Genomic DNA, 16,105 nt, shown 5'->3' with positions numbered 1-16,105 from the left:
AAGAAAGTTTATTCACCCGACAAATCCTGACGATTTTTTTTGAGTGTTTTTTGGCTCACGTTCAACACCCATGAAAATGACAAAAAAAACCGGCCATAAGGCCGGTTCGTTGAAGGACTTCTTCTCAATACGCTTTTTGCTTTTCCTTATAACGCTTCACTTGTTTCGACAATGCGGCAATTCCGGAATCTACCGCTTCTTCGAACGTTTTACATTGACGCTTAACATAAAGATCATTTCCAGGAACGCTCAACCTGATCTCGGCTATTTTGTTGGCACTCTCACCGGAACGATCCAAGCGAAGAAAAACCTCGGAGCTGATGATCCGGTCATAGTAATGATTGAGTTTGCCGATCTTCTCTTCGATGAAATCAAGAAGCTTCTTGTCGGCTGTGAAATGGATGGATTGAATCTGGATATCCATAAAATTTGTTTTTAAAATGTTTCTATTCAGTTAAGATCTCGGATGGGCTTTGTGATATACTGTTTTAAGTTTCTCGACCGTATTGTGTGTATAAACCTGTGTTGCGCTCAAATTCGCATGTCCCAATAATTCTTTTATCGCATTCAAATCAGCGCCTTTATTCAGCATGTGCGTGGCAAAGGTGTGACGCAAAACATGCGGGCTTTTTTTATCGATCGTAGTTACCAGACTAAGATAATATTTCACCTTCCTATAAACAAATTTCCGGTTCAGTTTTGTTCCGTCTTTTTTTTGGAACAAAAATCAACAGGTTTTGAACTGTTTTCGGCAATCTGGTTCTTTTTCATCTGCCTGAACTCCGAAATGCAATTCACCAGTTCATTATTAAGTGGAATTATCCGCTCTTTATTTCTTTTACCAAGAACTTTTATGGTTCTTTTTTCCATATCCACATTCTTTTCTTCCAGTTCTATCAGTTCTGCCAGCCGGATTCCTGTTCCATAGAACATTTCAATGAGCAGTTTTACCAATGACGATTCAAATTCATCCCCCGGTATTTCCGTTTTGTTTCCATCCAGCAATGAATTCATCCTGCTTTCTTCCACGAAAACCGGTAATTTTTTTCCTGATTTTGGCGCTACAACCCTCAACATCGGATTGATCTTCACTTCACCGGCCCGTAGTAAAAATCTGAAATACGTTCTTAAACACGTGATCTTACGATTCACTGAACGTGGACTTGTTCCGTGATCAAGCTGCGATGCAATAAAAGACCTGATCACCTGGTAACCGGCTCCGGCAGGAAGAATTCCTTCATAATTCTCATTCAGAAAATTCAGGAATTGATTAAGATCAGTTTGATAAGAAATGATAGTGTGCCCAGAAAAACGGCGCTGGTAACGGAGAAAATCAATGAAATTTTTGAAAGGAGATTCGTTCACAAAAGTTCAGAAAAAAGAAATACACATTATTGTACGTTTTCTTCCTGCGGAAGTTCTTACAACAATGTGTATTTATTGATAAAAAAAGCGAACTGGCTGCGAAATTATTTCAGATCTCGGTGTTGATCTGCAACTGCTGCTTGTAAATAGCCTTCAGCTTCGTCTCGCGCTTGCGAACCGACGGTTTGGTGAATTTCTGACGGTCGCGGAGTTCACGCACTGTTCCTGTTTTTTCAAACTTCTTCTTGAACTTCTTGAGCGCTTTTTCCAGCGATTCGCCTTCTTTTACTGCTACTACGATCATTTCGTTGAGTTGTAGATTATTTTTTATAAGGGCTGCAAATGTAGAAAAGTCTTTGATACCAAACAAATATTGATTTTAGATGATTATAAGGCCCCATTTAGAGCCGATCAACCTTTTTGCCTTTGTTTCTTTTTTATGGATAACAGCTCCAACTATAAAATCTATTGAACCGACAACAATCGACAATGCACCAAGCGCTGACCGTCCAAAATCGTGACTATTAAATAGGATCAAAACAATTCCAGATCCAACCATAAGTCCGCCTGCTATCATTATGCGCTTTCCAACTTTGCGTGGATTGTGGCGTTGAAAATAAATCCTATTTACACTTTCTGTTTTCACGGTGTCATTTCCGACAACGAAATAATTGTTTTTTATATCACTAATAATTCCGGTTTTTCTTTTTTCACTAATCAAATCTATAGTCACATAATCACCAATTTTGATTGTATCGCATTCCTTTTCGTTGCGATTTGAATAAACAACAATAGTATGCTCCTGCGAAAAAACATTTCCACAAAAAATAAGCAGTAAAAAAATGAAAATGAGTTTCTTCATTAACATAAATATACATTTTTCAGAATATCTCAAGTAAAATTCATTTCAGCGTTCACCGTACATTTGTTGCCTCAGAATTCAGCCACAGATTTTCGCAAATTAAAAATTGAAAAAAAAAATATTTATCCTCGGCCCAGCGTGGCCCCTGCGCGGAGGACTTGCAACTTTTGATGAACTGCTCTGCAGATCGCTGAATTCTTCGGGTAATGATGCAAGAATAATTTCCTATTCGCTGCAATATCCTTCCTTTCTTTTTCCGGGAACAACGCAATACGATGAAAGCGGAAGAGCACCCGAAGGAATAAAAATTGAAACAAAAATAAATTCCGTCAATCCGTTCAACTGGATCGCTGTTGGCAATTATATCAAAAAAGAAAAACCTGATTTCCTTCTCATCCGCTACTGGCTTCCGTTCATGGGCCCTGCACTCGGTACTATTCTCCGTCGCGCGAAAAAAAATCGCAACACAAAAATTATTGCCATCGTCGATAATGCAATTCCGCATGAAAAAAGGTTTGGCGATAAAATGTTTTCAAATTATTTTCTGAAAAAATGTGACGGCTATCTTACCATGTCGCATAAAGTGCTGGACGATCTCAAACAATTCACCAATTCCGATAAAAAACTTTTTACCGAACATCCGCTCTACACTTCATTCGGAGACGCCGTGGAAAAATCCGCAGCAAGAAAACATTTAGGGCTGAATGAAAATGAAAAATATCTTTTGTTCTTTGGTTTCATCCGCCGGTACAAAGGGCTTGATCTTCTTCTCGAATCCATCGCGGATGAGCGCGTGCGCAAAATGAATCTCAAACTCATTGTTGCCGGAGAATTCTATGAAGACCGGAAATATTACAGCGACATCATAGAAAAACTCGATCTGAAAAATTCCGTCATCCTCAAAACCGATTTCATTCCCAATGAAGAAGTGAAATGGTATTTCTCTGCCTGCGATCTCGTCACACAAACATATCATTCCGCAACACAAAGCGGCGTGACAAAAGTCGCCTTACAATTCGACAAACCTTCGCTCGTTACGAACGTAGGCGGACTCGGCGATATCATTCATCACGAAAAATCGGGATACGTGGTGCAACCGGATAAAAAAATAATTGCCGACTGCATCGTGGATTTTTATGAGAATGAAAGAGAAAAAGATTTTGTGAACGCAACGATCGAAGAGAAAAAAAAATACGGATGGGATGTGATGGTAAACAGCATTGAAAAATTGTATCAGTCCATTCAATAGAAATTGCCACAGATTACACAGATTTGCACAGATTAATTTCAGAGATTTGCATTTACCAATGATGATAAAATCAAAAGCACCACTTCGATTAGGTCTCGCCGGAGGAGGAACAGACGTTTCTCCCTATAGCGATCTTTTCGGTGGCGCAATTCTGAATGCAACCATTTCCAGTTACGCATACGCAACCATCGAACCGCTTGACAACGGGAAAATAGAATTCGTTTCCGGAAGCGCAGAGAATATTTTCATTCATTCTTCTTCTGCAGAATTGCCAATTAATGATCGTGCGACAGAATTACAATGCGGCGTTTACAACCGCATCGTAAAACAATTCACAAAAAAACCATTGTCGTTCCGCATGACCACATGGATCGATGCACCTCAGGGATCCGGGCTCGGAACATCATCCACTCTTGTCGTTGCCATTCTCGGCGCGTTCAAAGAATGGCTCAATCTTCCGCTCGGGCAGTACGACATCGCGCACATTGCGTACGAGATCGAGCGCATAGAAATGAAAATGGCCGGAGGAAAACAGGATCAGTACGCGGCGACTTTCGGCGGAATTAATTTTCTCGAATTTCTTGCGAATGATAAAGTGATCGTGAATCCGCTTGCATTGAAACCGGATGTGCTGAATGAACTCGAGATGAATCTTCTCCTCTACTTCACCGAAACAAAAAGAGATTCAGCGAACATTATTGCGCACCAGGTGGAAAACGTGAAAAAAAATAATACCGAAGCGATCGAAGCGACACATCAGCTAAAAGCGCAGGCGCAACTGATGAAAGAATGTTTGCTTCGCGGAGAAACAAATAAGATCGGTGAAGTTTTGAATATGGGCTGGATGCATAAAAAGAAAATGGCCGCGGCAATTTCAAACGATCTGCTCGATACTATTTATGATGCAGCATTGAAAGCCGGAGCTACGGGTGGAAAAATTTCAGGCGCCGGCGGAGGAGGGTTCATGTTCTTCTATTGCCCGGGAACAACGCGATTGAAAGTTGCGAAAGCGCTCGAACAATTCGGAGGCCGCACCAAATCATTTACATTTACAAATCACGGACTCACCACATGGACGATCTGAATTTCATCAAATCGAAAATAGACGCTTCTGCAAAACTGAAAAGTTCGTTGCTTGCCAATGAAGCGATCCTGTCTTCGATGGTAAAACTCAAGGAACAGGTTGTGTTATGTTACAACCACGGAGGAAAAGTGCTATGGGCCGGTAATGGAGGAAGCGCCGCTGATGCACAACACCTCGCTGCCGAATTATCAGGAAGATTTTATTACGACCGTGCCCCACTCTCTTCTGAAGCGCTCCATGTAAATACTTCTTACCTCACTGCAGTGGCGAATGATTACAGTTACGATGTTGTTTACTCGCGACTCGTTCAGGCGATCGGAAAAAAAGGAGACATTCTCATCGGGCTTTCCACCAGCGGGAATTCAGCGAACGTGGTGAATGCGATGATAAAAGCGAAAGAGATGGGAATACTTACTGTTGGATTCACAGGAGAAAGTGGCGGAAAAATGAAACCGCATTCCGATCTGCTCATCAATATTCCATCAACCGACACACCGCGCATACAGGAGTGCCACATGCTGCTCGGGCATACGCTGTGCGAGATGGTGGAAATGAAATTGTTTCCCGGAAAATAATTTTCGATTTACAATTTTCCTTTACCAGAAATCTTAATTTGTAAATGCTCAGGTAAATTCTCACTTCAAAATCTATACTCATGAAAAAATTCATTATTGCTTTCACCCTCCTGCTCTCCTCCTGCAATTTTTCATCACGGTTCAATGATCAGGATGATATTAATAAAGGAAAGGAACTTGCGGGAAAATATTATGCGCACCAGAAAAACAGATCGTATGGCGAAGTGAGCGCAATGTGCGGCGCCGAACTCAACGGCGATGACGCGGTGCAACTTCTGCAGCAGATAGAGAACAACTGGGGCAAATGCCTCGAAGTGAATTTTGTTTCCGGCCAGAGCAGCATCAAAGAAAAAAACGGCGAAGTGAAAGGAGAGATCGATCTCAATTACAAAGTGAAATATGAAAATTCCACTAATACGGAAAGCATCGTGCTCAAGTATGTGAACAATGAATTGAAAATTGCCGGAATACATTCTACTCCTGAAAAATAGAGAGCGTTCGAAATACGAAAATGCTATTATGATCAAAGAAGCCATTATACTCGCAGGTGGATTAGGAACACGATTGCGTTCTGCAGTGAATGACTTGCCGAAGTCGATGGCCGATGTGAACGGAAAACCTTTCCTGCATTATTTATTTCTTCATTTACAAAAACACGGAATTTCAAAAGCAGTTCTTTCTGTCGGGTACATGGCTGAAAAAATCGAATCGCATTTCGGAAAAAATTATCTCGGAATAGAAATTAATTATGCTTACGAAAATGAACCGATCGGTACCGGCGGCGGAATTCGCCTCGCTATGGAAAAATGTTCTGGCGCGCACGTGCTCGCTATGAACGGCGACAGTTTTCTGAATCTCGATCTGAAAATATTTTCCGAAACACATCTTTCCGGAACTGCCGATGCAACACTCGCATTGCGGAAAGTGAATGACGCTTCACGCTACGGAACCGTTCAACTCGACGGAACAAGAATTATTGCTTTCCGCGAAAAAGATCCGCTCGCGCACGGGAACGCGCTCATCAATGCAGGCGTATATGCGCTGCGCATGAAAACTTTTCTCCGTAATACAGAAAGTGAAAAAAGTTTTTCCATCGAGCTTGATTTCTTCGGAAAACTGGCTGAAAAATTGTGGCTGCAGAGTTTTCCCTGCGACGGTTATTTTATTGATATCGGAATTCCCGAAGATTATGAGCGGGCGAAGAGCGAATTCGGAAATTTGAGATTTGAGATCTGAGATTCGAAGATTGCTTTTCAGGAGCGGCACTTCATCACTTTTTTGTTCCTTCGTTCCCGCTGTACGCGCATCCCGAACGCGTTCGGGAAGGCGCTTCCATCGGGGCTGGTTGTGTTACAGCACTACATTAAAGTTCCTGCATCACTTGCCGCATTGCAGCTGATCTGTTTTCATTCCGAAAAAAATCTCTGATCGGAAACATCCCGAAAATATCCTGGGTGCAAATACCATCTTTCACCAAAATTTATTTCCCGCTTTCCCCTTTGAATAAGTGCTCCGCTGATCATCAGTCCGCCCCCCGCCAGCGATAAAACAAATCCGGCAATAAAACTTTTCTGATAAAGAGGAGAATCCCAATAACTATCAGCCGGAATATATTTATTGAAAGTATAAATCATTGTTACAATTCCTGCGTTATAAGCAAGGCGTAAAGACATCGTTTTCCGACAGCTTTTCGATTGGCAGTTGAGATTTCTGCATTCAAAGACAAAACAAAAAAACGGGTGAAAGTTTCGCGCTTCGTGGACAGGTACGCAGTAAATGGACAACATACTCCATAACTTATAACCGACAAAAAATGAACAGTAACTTATAACCTACAATTTTTTAGAATTAGTATGTATATTATTGCGCGTGCAAAAAGACATACTAAAACAATTCGGACAGAGATTAAAAGAAATCAGGACTGCTAAAGGGCTTTCCCAAGAGCAACTTTCTGACCTCACAGACATTGACAGAAGTTACATCAGTGATGTAGAACGCGGACTTCGCAACATTGCCATTGAAAATGTTACTGCTCTTGCCGAAGCTTTCAAAGTTCCAGTATACCAGTTTTTTTTGAATGCCGACAATCTTCTTGAAAAGTGGAACATTAACTTAAATCAACTTGAAGAACTGATCTTAAAGAATCCAAGTTTAAGGGGGTTCGTAATTGGCTACTTAGCAGAGGCAAAAGTAAGAGAGTTATTTGCAAAGGATAAGAGAATAACTTCACTCAAGAAATTTGACGACCATGACAGAACAAACAAACATGACCTTGTAATCACTTACAAAGGAAAAGAATATTCTTTTGAAATTAAATCGCTCCAGACTGCGACAGTTAAACCATCAAAACATGATAACATAGAACTTGAAGCAAGATTTCAGTGTGACGCTTCAGACAGAAGAAAAATAAAACTCAAAAGCGGGAAAGTGGTTGAAACAACTTGTCTAAAATTTGGTGAGTTTGATATTATAGCTGTAAATCTTTATGCCTTCAAAAATAAATGGAACTTTGCATTTGCATTTAACAAAGACCTGCCAAGTTCAGAGTTTAAGAAATATCCTCCGGCAATAAGAAAACATCTCATCAAATCAATAATTCCTATTTCATTTCCAATTCAATCTCCATTTGTTTCAGACCCTTTTGTTTTGCTTGACCGTTTACATAAGGAACGCGGAAACTCTTGACGCGACTTTTTTGTTTTATAAATATAATAAAGTAAGAATGGTTTTTTCTCGCGTGTTTTTGACCTAGCGTTCTACTTACAACGGGTTTATTATTTCGCACTACAACAAACAAGTCCTTAGTGTAAAAACCCATTTGTTCGTAAGCTGTAATAATCTCAACATGAGTAAGTCGTTGTAAATTCGCACTTACTTCATCCTGACATTTGACAATTAAAACACCGTTGTTCTTTAGTACACGGAATGCTTCTTTGCCCGCCTTCTCATACATTTCAGTTACGGCATCATGCCATTTCGCTTCTGAACTTTCTATTCCATTGACAGAAGAGTACGCCTCTCTAAATGCGAAGTGAGTTCCCATTCCACCAATGTGTTTTTTATTTTCTCTATAAAAACTTTCCATGTACGGTGGGTCAAGAACTAGACAATCGAAAGATAAATCTTCATATGGTAACTTTCTACAATCAACTCCAGACAATGGCTCTAATAATGAATATTTCTTTAAAGTATCTTTCTTTAAACAAAGGTCTGATGGAATCAAACTATATTTTGTCAAATCAACGGCATTCCAAAAGACACCTTTACCAAAAGTTACATCTGCTATTCTACTTCCTTCCTTAACATGCAATTTCAAAATGTCCATAAAGACACCTTCGTTTCCTCCGACAGAAGCAGAACAAATCATATCTGATGTTGCTATACCTCCCTGTACTCTTTTCTTTTTCATTAGACGGTTGTAACTTATATCCGACAAAAATAATAAAAGAAAATCAAATACAAACTGTACATTTTGACAAAATTTTTAACAGCGGACAGCTTATCGGCAGACACTTCACAGACGAAAGGAAGACTAAACGCCCTACTTATACGTCGCCGCCAATTTAAACGCTGCATACAGATCCACCGTTCCCCCGCTCGCACTCAGCGTTCCGAAAACAACTTTTTTCTTTTTCTCACCGGGCTTTATCACTTTCTTTTTTTTCATCGACTGATCAGATGATTTCATGATGATCTCGCGTATCTGCGCGGGCGTGAGATTTGGATAATAAACTTTCAGCAGTGCAGCAACTCCGGCAGTAACCGGTGATGCCATACTTGTTCCGCTTTCATCAATGTAACCGCCATTGCTCTTGCACGATTTGATATCGACACCGGGAGCAAAAACATCCACATGCGTTTGACCGTAATTGGAAAATGGTGCGCAGGAATTTTTTCCTTCTTTCCAGTTGAGTGCGCCCACTTCTATCCAGTTGGACGCCTCTCCGCCGTCGAGATAATATTTCGAAGGAAAATTATTTCCCGAATCGTTGTCTTTGCTGTCGTTTCCGGCAGCGTGCACAAGAAGCACGCCTTTGCTCTCGGCATATTTCACTGCATCATCCACAATTTTTTTATTGAGTGAATACGCTTTCCCGAAACTCATGTTGATCACTTTTGCACCATTGTCCACCGCGTAACGGATTCCGTTTGCCACATCTTTATCGCGTTCATCGCCATTGGGAACAACGCGCACCGCCATAATTTTCACTGCTGTATTCACCCCCATTATGCCGATGTTGTTCATGCGATTCGCTGCTATAATTCCGGCAACGTGCGTTCCGTGCAGCGCATCAGGCCCCTTCACATCATTGTTGCCATAAAAATGTTCTGTCACATCATCATAATTATCACCTACAATATCGCGCGGATCATAATCGAGATTAAGATTGTAATCGAGCCGCGCATTCACTTCGTCTGCCCCTTCGGAAATACTTCCGACGAAATCATTCCACGATTTTTCACTGCGGAGAAAAAGTTTCAGGCGTTTGTGAATTTTTTCAAACATTTCTGATGGCTGGTACGCTTTGAAATCGGCGTAGGTGAGCGAATCGTGTTTCCTTTGCTTTTTCATATCAGCGAGATAAGCGGCAATGTATGCGATCTGTTTTTTAGCATTCTGCATCTGCATCACCTGGCTGTCAAAATCTTTTTTGTAAGCGAGATATTGTGAAAATTCTTTTTTGTCGGCAGCAGGAACTTCGGTCGAATCCATGCCTTTGTATTTTTTATAGAGCGGGCGATAGAGGCGCACGAGTTCAAGATTATCATACTGCACATCTTTCCCGTCTTTTCCTCCAATGAAATTCCAGCCGTACACATCATCCACATAACCATTCTTGTCATCATCGATCCCATTTCCCGGAATTTCTTTCGGGTTGTGCCACATCACATCTTTCAAATCTTCGTGCGTGTAATCCACTCCGCCGTCAATAACCGCGACAATGATCGTGTCTGCTTTTTTTCCGCTGAGTAATTCGGAATAGGTTTTTTCAGTTCCCACTCCGCGCACGTCGTCAACGTTGTAATAAAGATTGAACCAGTTTGGCGGAGCAGCATCACCTTTTTTCTGCGCAGAAAGTGAAATACAAAGGCCGATGAATGCAGGAAGAAATATTTTTTTCATTGGAGAAATTTGTGAATTGACATTTATTTTATAACGATCAAAATTAACGGAAAATTTCTTCGCAAAACAGGTTGCCTTATGAACGGAGGATTTCAGTTGTGGAAGGAAGAACCGGGAGAATTACAGATCCTACAGATCTGTAATCTTTCCTGTGTTAATGCCCGATGCGAACTCCTATATCTTTGAAAAATTGTCTTCTTCTCATGCGTTCGTAATCATTTCCCTTCACATAATGCATCATGGTATTCGAATCTAATTTGTACAAATGAAATTTATGCGCAGCAAGAACAGCGAATAAAATGCAGGAAGGAATGGCGATCACTCCTGCGGCAATAGCGCGGATTGCAGGCGAACCCGGTTTGAAACTCACTTCTCCCACATAAATTTCATGCAAAAGAAATCCAAGCGTGATCATTCCGGTTGAACCGCCAATGACGGCGCCATTGAGAAATTGCCCGCGCAGATCAAAATCTTTTTCATAACCGATGGCACGCACAGAAGTAAAAATAATATTCACCGTGCGGTCGAGCGTGAGTGAAACCGAATCGAGTGAAGTGAGATAGCCGGTCTTTGAACTTTTTTTATTCTGCTGATCGGTGAAAATAACTTTGATGTGATCGCCGATGTTCGTAAAATGAAAAGACATCGTGTCTTTCCCATGCAGGTTATAGAGAATGAGCGCTGAATTCTGCGCGCTGAATTTACCAATGAAAAAAAGCAGGAAGAACGCGGGAAGGATTTTGCGCGCTGATGACTTTTGAAGAATATATTTTTTATTCATTGATCACTTCGCGTGAGATCACGAGTTTCTGGATCTCGGATGTTCCTTCACCGATCGTGCAGAGTTTCGAATCGCGGTAATATTTTTCTGCGGGAAAATCTTTCGTGTAACCGTATCCACCGAAGATCTGCACAGCTTCAGTTGCAACACGAACAGAAACTTCAGAAGCATAATATTTTGCAAAAGCCGATTGCTTCGTTACTTTTTGGCCGCGGTTTTTCAGATCTGCCGCCTGGAAAGTGAGCAGCTCGGCTGCTTCAATTTCTGTTGCCATATCAGCCAGTTTAAAAGCGATGGCCTGGAAATAAGAAATTGGTTTTCCGAATTGCTGGCGCTCTTTGGAATATTTCAGCGCAGCTTCATACGCTCCTTTTGCAATGCCAAGCGCAACTGCTGCAATGGAAATTCTTCCGCCATCGAGCACTTTCATCGCCTGAATAAATCCTTCTCCCACTTTTCCCATCACCTGACTTTTGTGAACGCGGCAATCCTGGAAAATAAGTTCTGCCGTTTCAGAAGCGCGCATGCCGAGTTTGTTTTCTTTTTTTCCGGATGAGAATCCTTTCGTTCCTTTCTCAATAATGAAAGCCGTCATGCCGTGCGAATCTCCTTTTTCTCCTGTGCGTGCGATCACCACCGACACATCGCCCGAGATTGCATGCGTGATAAAATTTTTCGAACCGTTGAGAATAAAATGATCTCCGTCCGGAATTGCAGTGGTGAGCATTCCGCCCGCGTCCGATCCTGTATTCTGTTCGGTGAGTCCCCACGCTCCTATCCATTCCCCGGTAGCGAGCTTCGGTAAATATTTTTTCTTCTGCTCTTCATTTCCGAATTGCATAATGTGCCCGGTGCAAAGCGAATTGTGCGCAGCAACAGAAAGACAGATCGATCCGCAAATTTTTCCGATCTCTGTAAGCGCAGTTACATATTCAAAATAACCGAATCCCGATCCGCCGTATTCCTGCGGAACAAGCACGCCCAGCAATCCAATATCTCCGAGTTTCTTCATTACCTCTACAGGAAATTTCTGCGTTTCATCCCACTCCATCAAATGTGGGCGAATGTGCTCATCTCCGAATTTGCGGATCATTCCAGCAATCATCTGCTGGTTTTCACTGAGGGAAAATTCCATGATAAAGTTTTTTGCGGTTTCGGGTAAGGATTACAAAACTAACGAAATTGAAGGAAGGTAAACAGGGTGCTACTGTACGAATTACGAAATGGGCTACTGTACGAATTACGAAATGGGCGAACTACGAACTACGAATACTGACGAATGCAAAAATTCCCATTCGTGCTTCGTAAATTCGATTCTTTCGTACTTCGTACTTCGTGAATTTCGTAATTCGTACAGTATCCTAATATTTTCAGATGAGATTTCGTTTCTACTGTACGAATTACGAAATGGGCGAACTACTAACTACGAATACTGACAAATGCAAAAATTCCCATTCTTACTTCGTAAATTCGATTCTTTCGTACTTCGTACTACGTGAATTTCGTAGTTCGTACTACGTGAATTTCGCAGTTCGTACAGTAATCGGTACTATCAATAATTCACAAGACTGATAATATTTTCAGAATACGAAATAAGATTTTTTCTTCCCTCGAGAAAATCGAGTTCCACTACAAATGCGAATGCAGAAACTTTTGCTTTTTTCATTCGAACCAATTGTGCGGCTGCGGCTGCGGTTCCTCCGGTAGCAAGAAGATCATCGTGCACAAGCACGTGCATGCCTGCTTCGAGCGCGTCCTCGTGCATCTCCACGCGCGCGGTTCCGTACTCGAGCGCGTAATCGACGCCAATGGTTTTCCACGGAAGTTTTCCTGATTTACGAATAGGAATGAACGGAACATTCATTTCCATGGCGAGCAGGTAACCGAAAAGAAATCCGCGGCTTTCAATTCCTACAATAGCATCAACCGGAATTTTTTCGAGCCGTTCTGCAAATGCGGAAACAATTTCTATTCCGAGTTCAGGATCCTGCAGCAGCGGAGTAATGTCTTTGAAGTTGATCCCCGGCTTAGGAAAATCAGGGACGTTGCGAATGGCTTTGCGAATGGAATCCAATTTTTACAGCGAAAGGTAGGGTGCAATTTTACGGTATAAATCGTCACTCACCAAAGCGCATTTGCGGATATCAGAAATATTTTTAAACGGCCCGTGCTGTTTCCGGTAATTCACGAGTGCAGCCGCTATTGCCGGAGAAAAATAAGGATGCTTTCTCAATTCTGAAATTTCCGCGGTATTGATATTTATTTTCCGGATGTAAGTGGAATCTGTTTTCACCTGGTCCTTGAGCGTGGAATATTTTTCTGCATCTATTCCGTACACTTCCATCAGTTGTTCATTCGAATGAAATCCGCCCAGCCGATTGCGGTATTCGAGAATTCTTTTTGCAAATGCGGGGCCAATTCCGTTTACTGAAACAAGATCACTGCTGTCAGCTGTGTTCAGTTCGATGATCCTTTTTTCTTTTTTCGGAGGAGAAACGAAAGGTGTGGAGGAAGAATTCTGCGCGACAGAATTATTTTTTTCTGGAAGTAAAATGTACGATTCGATCTCGTTGTAAAATTTACCGGAGATGACGAACATTTTTTTCAGATCGTCTTTCGTGCGGAAGGTTCCTCCCTTCGACTGATATTTTTTTATGACGCGCGCCTGCGCAGGACTCAATCCAAGCCGTACCCAGTCATCTTCTGCAATCGTATTCGGATCGAAATTAAAAAGTTCATGCTGGCGATAGAGTGAATGCGGAGAGGCATCCTGCACGAGTATTTGCTCGCGATCATCTTTTTCATCCGGCAAATTATTTTTTGCAATCGTGGAATCTGTTGCCGGTATCCATTTTTCGCTGATGGCAATTTCTTTACCGGCAGGATCGCTGAATTTATTTTTCGCGAATGAATAGATGACGAGTACTAAAACAAGCAGCAACAGTACGACCGTTCCTTTGCGTTCGCTGTCGGTAAAAGAAAAATAATCGCGCAGCCGGTTTCTCATTGGTAAAATGAATCCAAAGATGCGCTATTGAAACAAGAAAAAGGAGGAGAGGCGTTTGTAAATGGAATTCTAACTGAAAATAATTTTCATTAGGGAATCAGCTCTTCTTTATAGCCGCGAAATGCGGGCTTATGGTTACCGTTAAATTCACTTTTTCTTTTTATGATTAACATACCCGATTAGTTTTCGCGGTTTCCGGTTATCTTTTTTCTGTATCAATTCATCAAGGTATTGAAAAACAACTTCGATGTTTTTTGTATTGTTATCCGTTTTCTTTCTTATTTCCCCAATGAGCAATCGTAGTTCTGAATTATCGGCGAGTACCTGGCGAAGTTTAACAAAGACGTCGATGATTTTGAAACTCATTTGAATGGCGCGCCTACCGCTTAATACATTTGATAACTGCAGAATCCCATGCTCTGTAAATACCATTGGCAAATACCGTGTTCCTCCGCGTCTCGTCTTTGTGGTCGCAAATTGCGACCTCAAAATTTCGTCTTCGGTTTTCGTTACTTGGACACCACTGTTTCTCCAAAAAAATAATCTCAGGTTTTCAAATCTCAAATCCTCTTCTTCACCGCCTTATTCACAAAATAAACGGGCAACCCGATCAGTACAATAATGAGCCCGGCGATACTATTGTGTGGTTTGAAAAAAATAAGATCGATGCAAATTCCTCCCGCCGCAAGAATGTAAAGTGCGGGCAGCAGCGGATAGCCGAGCGCTTTGTACGGGCGCGGAACATCGGGCTCGCGTTTTCGCAGAATGAAAATTCCTCCGATGGTGATGATGTAAAAAATAAGTGACGCGAAAGTAGCATACGTGAGCAGGTCGTTATACGTTCCGGAAAAACATAACGCGCATGCCCACGCGCATTGCGTCCACAGGCCGAATGCAGGAACGGAATTTGAATTGAGCGATGATGCACGTTTAAAAAATAATCCGTCTTTGGCCATCGCGTAATACAGGCGCGCACCCGCGAGAACAATTCCATTGTTGCAACCGAACGTGGAAACCATAATGAGAACCGCCATCATTACCGTTGCGGTTTTTCCGAAGATCATGGTGGCTGCCGCTGTTCCCACTCTTCCCATTTCTGCAAACTGCATTCCGCGTGAAGCGACATCAGCTCCATGCGGATCTCCTTTTAAATTCAATAATGCGAGATACGCCACGTTTGCAAGAATATAAAGCGCCGTAACAATTCCTGTTCCGAGAATAAGTGAACGCGGAATATTTTTTTTTGGATCGCGGATTTCTCCTGCAATGAATGTGACATTATTCCACGCATCGCTCGAAAAAAGTGAATTAATCATGGTGGTTCCAAGTACAAACAGCAATGCAAATCCGCTGAGTGAATGCGTAACCCACGGGCCGTCTTTCACTTCCTGCGAAACAGAAGAAGCATTCCACGCATTGGAAAAATTAGTTCCGAAAACATGCGTTTTCAATCCTACGATAAGCCCGAGAAGAATCAACCCGAACAGTGCAAGTAATTTTGCCGACGTAAATATTTTCTGCACGAGCGCTCCGCCCTGCACACCAAGTGTATTTAAGAAGGTGAGAAAAACAATTAACCCTACAGCAAGCAACTGCCCGGTAGAAACATGAAAATTACCAATGTGAAAAACAAAATGTTTCAACGAAAAGAAAGGAATAAGTTCCGAAGAATAATTTGCAAATGCGGTGGCCACCGCTGCGATCACGCCGGTTTGTATTACGGTAAAAACAGTCCATCCATAAAGGAATGCAGGAAGTTTTCCCCACGCGCGCCGTATGTACACGTATTGCCCGCCCGCGTCAGGCATCATGCCCGCGAGTTCGCCGTACGAGAGTGCAGCCGCGAGCGTGATCGCGCCCGTGATGAGCCACGCAACAATGAGCCATCCCGCACTGCCGAGATCGCGCGCCATATCACTGCTCACCAAAAAAATTCCGGAACCGATCATTGATCCTGCAACGAGTGATGTTGCATCGATCAGGCCTAAACTTCTTTTGAATTCACGTTGTTCAGGCATAGAGGGAAGATTACAGATTTTTACGGAGAATACAGATTA

General features: G+C 42.0%; 18 protein-coding genes and 1 pseudogene. 6 read left to right on the top strand and 13 right to left on the bottom strand.

Features of this window, described 5'->3' with window-relative positions; genetic code table 11:
• Nucleotides 1-124: 124 nt before the first annotated feature.
• The 4 genes and pseudogenes from raiA to HY064_09880 all read right to left on the bottom strand — a co-directional run bounded on the left by raiA (nt 125) and on the right by HY064_09880 (nt 2,227).
• Entirely contained in the window at nt 125-424 is a 300-nt protein-coding gene (raiA, locus tag HY064_09895) for a ribosome-associated translation inhibitor RaiA (protein MBI3510968.1), read from the bottom strand.
• Between the two features lie 30 nt (nt 425-454).
• Nucleotides 455-1,365: pseudogene (locus HY064_09890) on the bottom strand (tyrosine-type recombinase/integrase).
• 109 nt (nt 1,366-1,474) lie between these two features.
• The gene (locus HY064_09885; GenBank protein MBI3510967.1) at nt 1,475-1,669 is read right to left on the bottom strand and encodes a 30S ribosomal protein S21; all 195 of its coding nucleotides are present in this window, start codon (nt 1,667-1,669) and stop codon (nt 1,475-1,477) included.
• 75 nt (nt 1,670-1,744) lie between these two features.
• The gene (locus HY064_09880; protein MBI3510966.1) at nt 1,745-2,227 is read right to left on the bottom strand and encodes a hypothetical protein; all 483 of its coding nucleotides are present in this window, start codon (nt 2,225-2,227) and stop codon (nt 1,745-1,747) included.
• Between the two features lie 145 nt (nt 2,228-2,372).
• On the opposite strand from HY064_09880, the gene HY064_09875 reads away from it, so the two are divergent.
• The 5 genes from HY064_09875 to HY064_09855 all read left to right on the top strand — a co-directional run bounded on the left by HY064_09875 (nt 2,373) and on the right by HY064_09855 (nt 6,371).
• Entirely contained in the window at nt 2,373-3,476 is a 1,104-nt protein-coding gene (locus HY064_09875) for a glycosyltransferase (GenBank protein ID MBI3510965.1), read from the top strand.
• Between the two features lie 58 nt (nt 3,477-3,534).
• A complete protein-coding gene (locus tag HY064_09870) occupies nt 3,535-4,560 on the top strand; it encodes a dehydrogenase (GenBank protein MBI3510964.1) in 1,026 nt (341 codons plus the stop codon).
• The gene (locus tag HY064_09865) at nt 4,548-5,135 is read left to right on the top strand and encodes a D-sedoheptulose 7-phosphate isomerase (protein MBI3510963.1); all 588 of its coding nucleotides are present in this window, start codon (nt 4,548-4,550) and stop codon (nt 5,133-5,135) included. Before HY064_09870 ends, HY064_09865 begins: the two co-directional genes overlap by 13 nt.
• An 80-nt stretch (nt 5,136-5,215) precedes the next feature.
• Nucleotides 5,216-5,626, top strand: coding sequence for a hypothetical protein (locus tag HY064_09860; GenBank protein ID MBI3510962.1), 411 nt, complete (start codon nt 5,216-5,218; stop codon nt 5,624-5,626).
• Nucleotides 5,627-5,654: 28 nt separating this feature from the next.
• A complete protein-coding gene (locus tag HY064_09855) occupies nt 5,655-6,371 on the top strand; it encodes a nucleotidyltransferase family protein (GenBank protein MBI3510961.1) in 717 nt (238 codons plus the stop codon).
• A 170-nt stretch (nt 6,372-6,541) separates the two neighbouring features.
• On the opposite strand, the gene HY064_09850 is transcribed toward HY064_09855, so the two are convergent.
• Nucleotides 6,542-6,769 (bottom strand): hypothetical protein, encoded by a 228-nt coding sequence (locus tag HY064_09850; GenBank protein MBI3510960.1) that lies wholly within the window; start codon nt 6,767-6,769, stop codon nt 6,542-6,544.
• Nucleotides 6,770-7,004: 235 nt separating this feature from the next.
• On the opposite strand from HY064_09850, the gene HY064_09845 reads away from it, so the two are divergent.
• On the top strand, nt 7,005-7,820 hold the full coding sequence (locus tag HY064_09845; protein ID MBI3510959.1) for a helix-turn-helix transcriptional regulator: 816 nt from the start codon (nt 7,005-7,007) through the stop codon (nt 7,818-7,820).
• On the opposite strand, the gene HY064_09840 is transcribed toward HY064_09845, so the two are convergent.
• The 8 genes from HY064_09840 to HY064_09805 form a co-directional block, all read right to left on the bottom strand.
• The gene (locus tag HY064_09840; protein ID MBI3510958.1) at nt 7,735-8,544 is read right to left on the bottom strand and encodes a site-specific DNA-methyltransferase; all 810 of its coding nucleotides are present in this window, start codon (nt 8,542-8,544) and stop codon (nt 7,735-7,737) included. The two genes, HY064_09845 and HY064_09840, sit on opposite strands and share 86 nt — an antisense overlap.
• A gap of 132 nt (nt 8,545-8,676) precedes the next feature.
• The gene (locus HY064_09835) at nt 8,677-10,260 is read right to left on the bottom strand and encodes a S8 family peptidase (GenBank protein ID MBI3510957.1); all 1,584 of its coding nucleotides are present in this window, start codon (nt 10,258-10,260) and stop codon (nt 8,677-8,679) included.
• A gap of 154 nt (nt 10,261-10,414) precedes the next feature.
• Complete coding sequence (locus tag HY064_09830) at nt 10,415-11,041, bottom strand: hypothetical protein (protein MBI3510956.1); 627 nt, start codon at nt 11,039-11,041, stop codon at nt 10,415-10,417.
• Nucleotides 11,034-12,176 carry an acyl-CoA dehydrogenase family protein gene (locus tag HY064_09825; protein MBI3510955.1) on the bottom strand — a complete coding sequence of 381 codons (1,143 nt, stop codon included), beginning with the start codon at nt 12,174-12,176 and terminating at the stop codon, nt 11,034-11,036. The genes HY064_09830 and HY064_09825 overlap by 8 nt, the downstream gene beginning before the upstream one ends.
• 417 nt (nt 12,177-12,593) lie before the next feature.
• Nucleotides 12,594-13,115 carry an adenine phosphoribosyltransferase gene (locus tag HY064_09820; protein MBI3510954.1) on the bottom strand — a complete coding sequence of 174 codons (522 nt, stop codon included), beginning with the start codon at nt 13,113-13,115 and terminating at the stop codon, nt 12,594-12,596.
• A gap of 3 nt (nt 13,116-13,118) precedes the next feature.
• A complete protein-coding gene (locus HY064_09815) occupies nt 13,119-14,048 on the bottom strand; it encodes a helix-hairpin-helix domain-containing protein (protein ID MBI3510953.1) in 930 nt (309 codons plus the stop codon).
• Between the two features lie 147 nt (nt 14,049-14,195).
• Nucleotides 14,196-14,612, bottom strand: a complete 417-nt coding sequence (locus HY064_09810) for an ORF6N domain-containing protein (GenBank protein MBI3510952.1) — start codon at nt 14,610-14,612, stop codon at nt 14,196-14,198.
• Nucleotides 14,609-16,066 (bottom strand): amino acid permease, encoded by a 1,458-nt coding sequence (locus tag HY064_09805; GenBank protein MBI3510951.1) that lies wholly within the window; start codon nt 16,064-16,066, stop codon nt 14,609-14,611. Before HY064_09805 ends, HY064_09810 begins: the two co-directional genes overlap by 4 nt.
• Nucleotides 16,067-16,105: the final 39 nt, after the last annotated feature.

The sequence above is a fragment of the Bacteroidota bacterium genome, assembly GCA_016194975.1.
Lineage (GTDB): Bacteria > Bacteroidota > Bacteroidia > Palsa-965 > Palsa-965.
This window is presented reverse-complemented; position numbering and strand designations above follow the sequence as displayed.

Excerpts from the sequence above, each read along its gene's own strand:
- raiA (MBI3510968.1), bottom strand. The coding sequence starts at position 424 with ATGGATATCCAGATTCAATCCATCCATTTCACAGCCGACAAGAAGCTT.
- HY064_09885 (MBI3510967.1), bottom strand. The coding sequence starts at position 1,669 with ATGATCGTAGTAGCAGTAAAAGAAGGCGAATCGCTGGAAAAAGCGCTC.
- HY064_09880 (MBI3510966.1), bottom strand. The coding sequence starts at position 2,227 with ATGAAGAAACTCATTTTCATTTTTTTACTGCTTATTTTTTGTGGAAAT.
- HY064_09870 (MBI3510964.1), top strand. The coding sequence starts at position 3,535 with ATGATGATAAAATCAAAAGCACCACTTCGATTAGGTCTCGCCGGAGGA.
- HY064_09865 (MBI3510963.1), top strand. The coding sequence starts at position 4,548 with ATGGACGATCTGAATTTCATCAAATCGAAAATAGACGCTTCTGCAAAA.
- HY064_09860 (MBI3510962.1), top strand. The coding sequence starts at position 5,216 with ATGAAAAAATTCATTATTGCTTTCACCCTCCTGCTCTCCTCCTGCAAT.
- HY064_09855 (MBI3510961.1), top strand. The coding sequence starts at position 5,655 with ATGATCAAAGAAGCCATTATACTCGCAGGTGGATTAGGAACACGATTG.
- HY064_09850 (MBI3510960.1), bottom strand. The coding sequence starts at position 6,769 with ATGATTTATACTTTCAATAAATATATTCCGGCTGATAGTTATTGGGAT.
- HY064_09840 (MBI3510958.1), bottom strand. The coding sequence starts at position 8,544 with ATGAAAAAGAAAAGAGTACAGGGAGGTATAGCAACATCAGATATGATT.
- HY064_09835 (MBI3510957.1), bottom strand. The coding sequence starts at position 10,260 with ATGAAAAAAATATTTCTTCCTGCATTCATCGGCCTTTGTATTTCACTT.
- HY064_09830 (MBI3510956.1), bottom strand. The coding sequence starts at position 11,041 with ATGAATAAAAAATATATTCTTCAAAAGTCATCAGCGCGCAAAATCCTT.
- HY064_09825 (MBI3510955.1), bottom strand. The coding sequence starts at position 12,176 with ATGGAATTTTCCCTCAGTGAAAACCAGCAGATGATTGCTGGAATGATC.
- HY064_09815 (MBI3510953.1), bottom strand. The coding sequence starts at position 14,048 with ATGAGAAACCGGCTGCGCGATTATTTTTCTTTTACCGACAGCGAACGC.
- HY064_09805 (MBI3510951.1), bottom strand. The coding sequence starts at position 16,066 with ATGCCTGAACAACGTGAATTCAAAAGAAGTTTAGGCCTGATCGATGCA.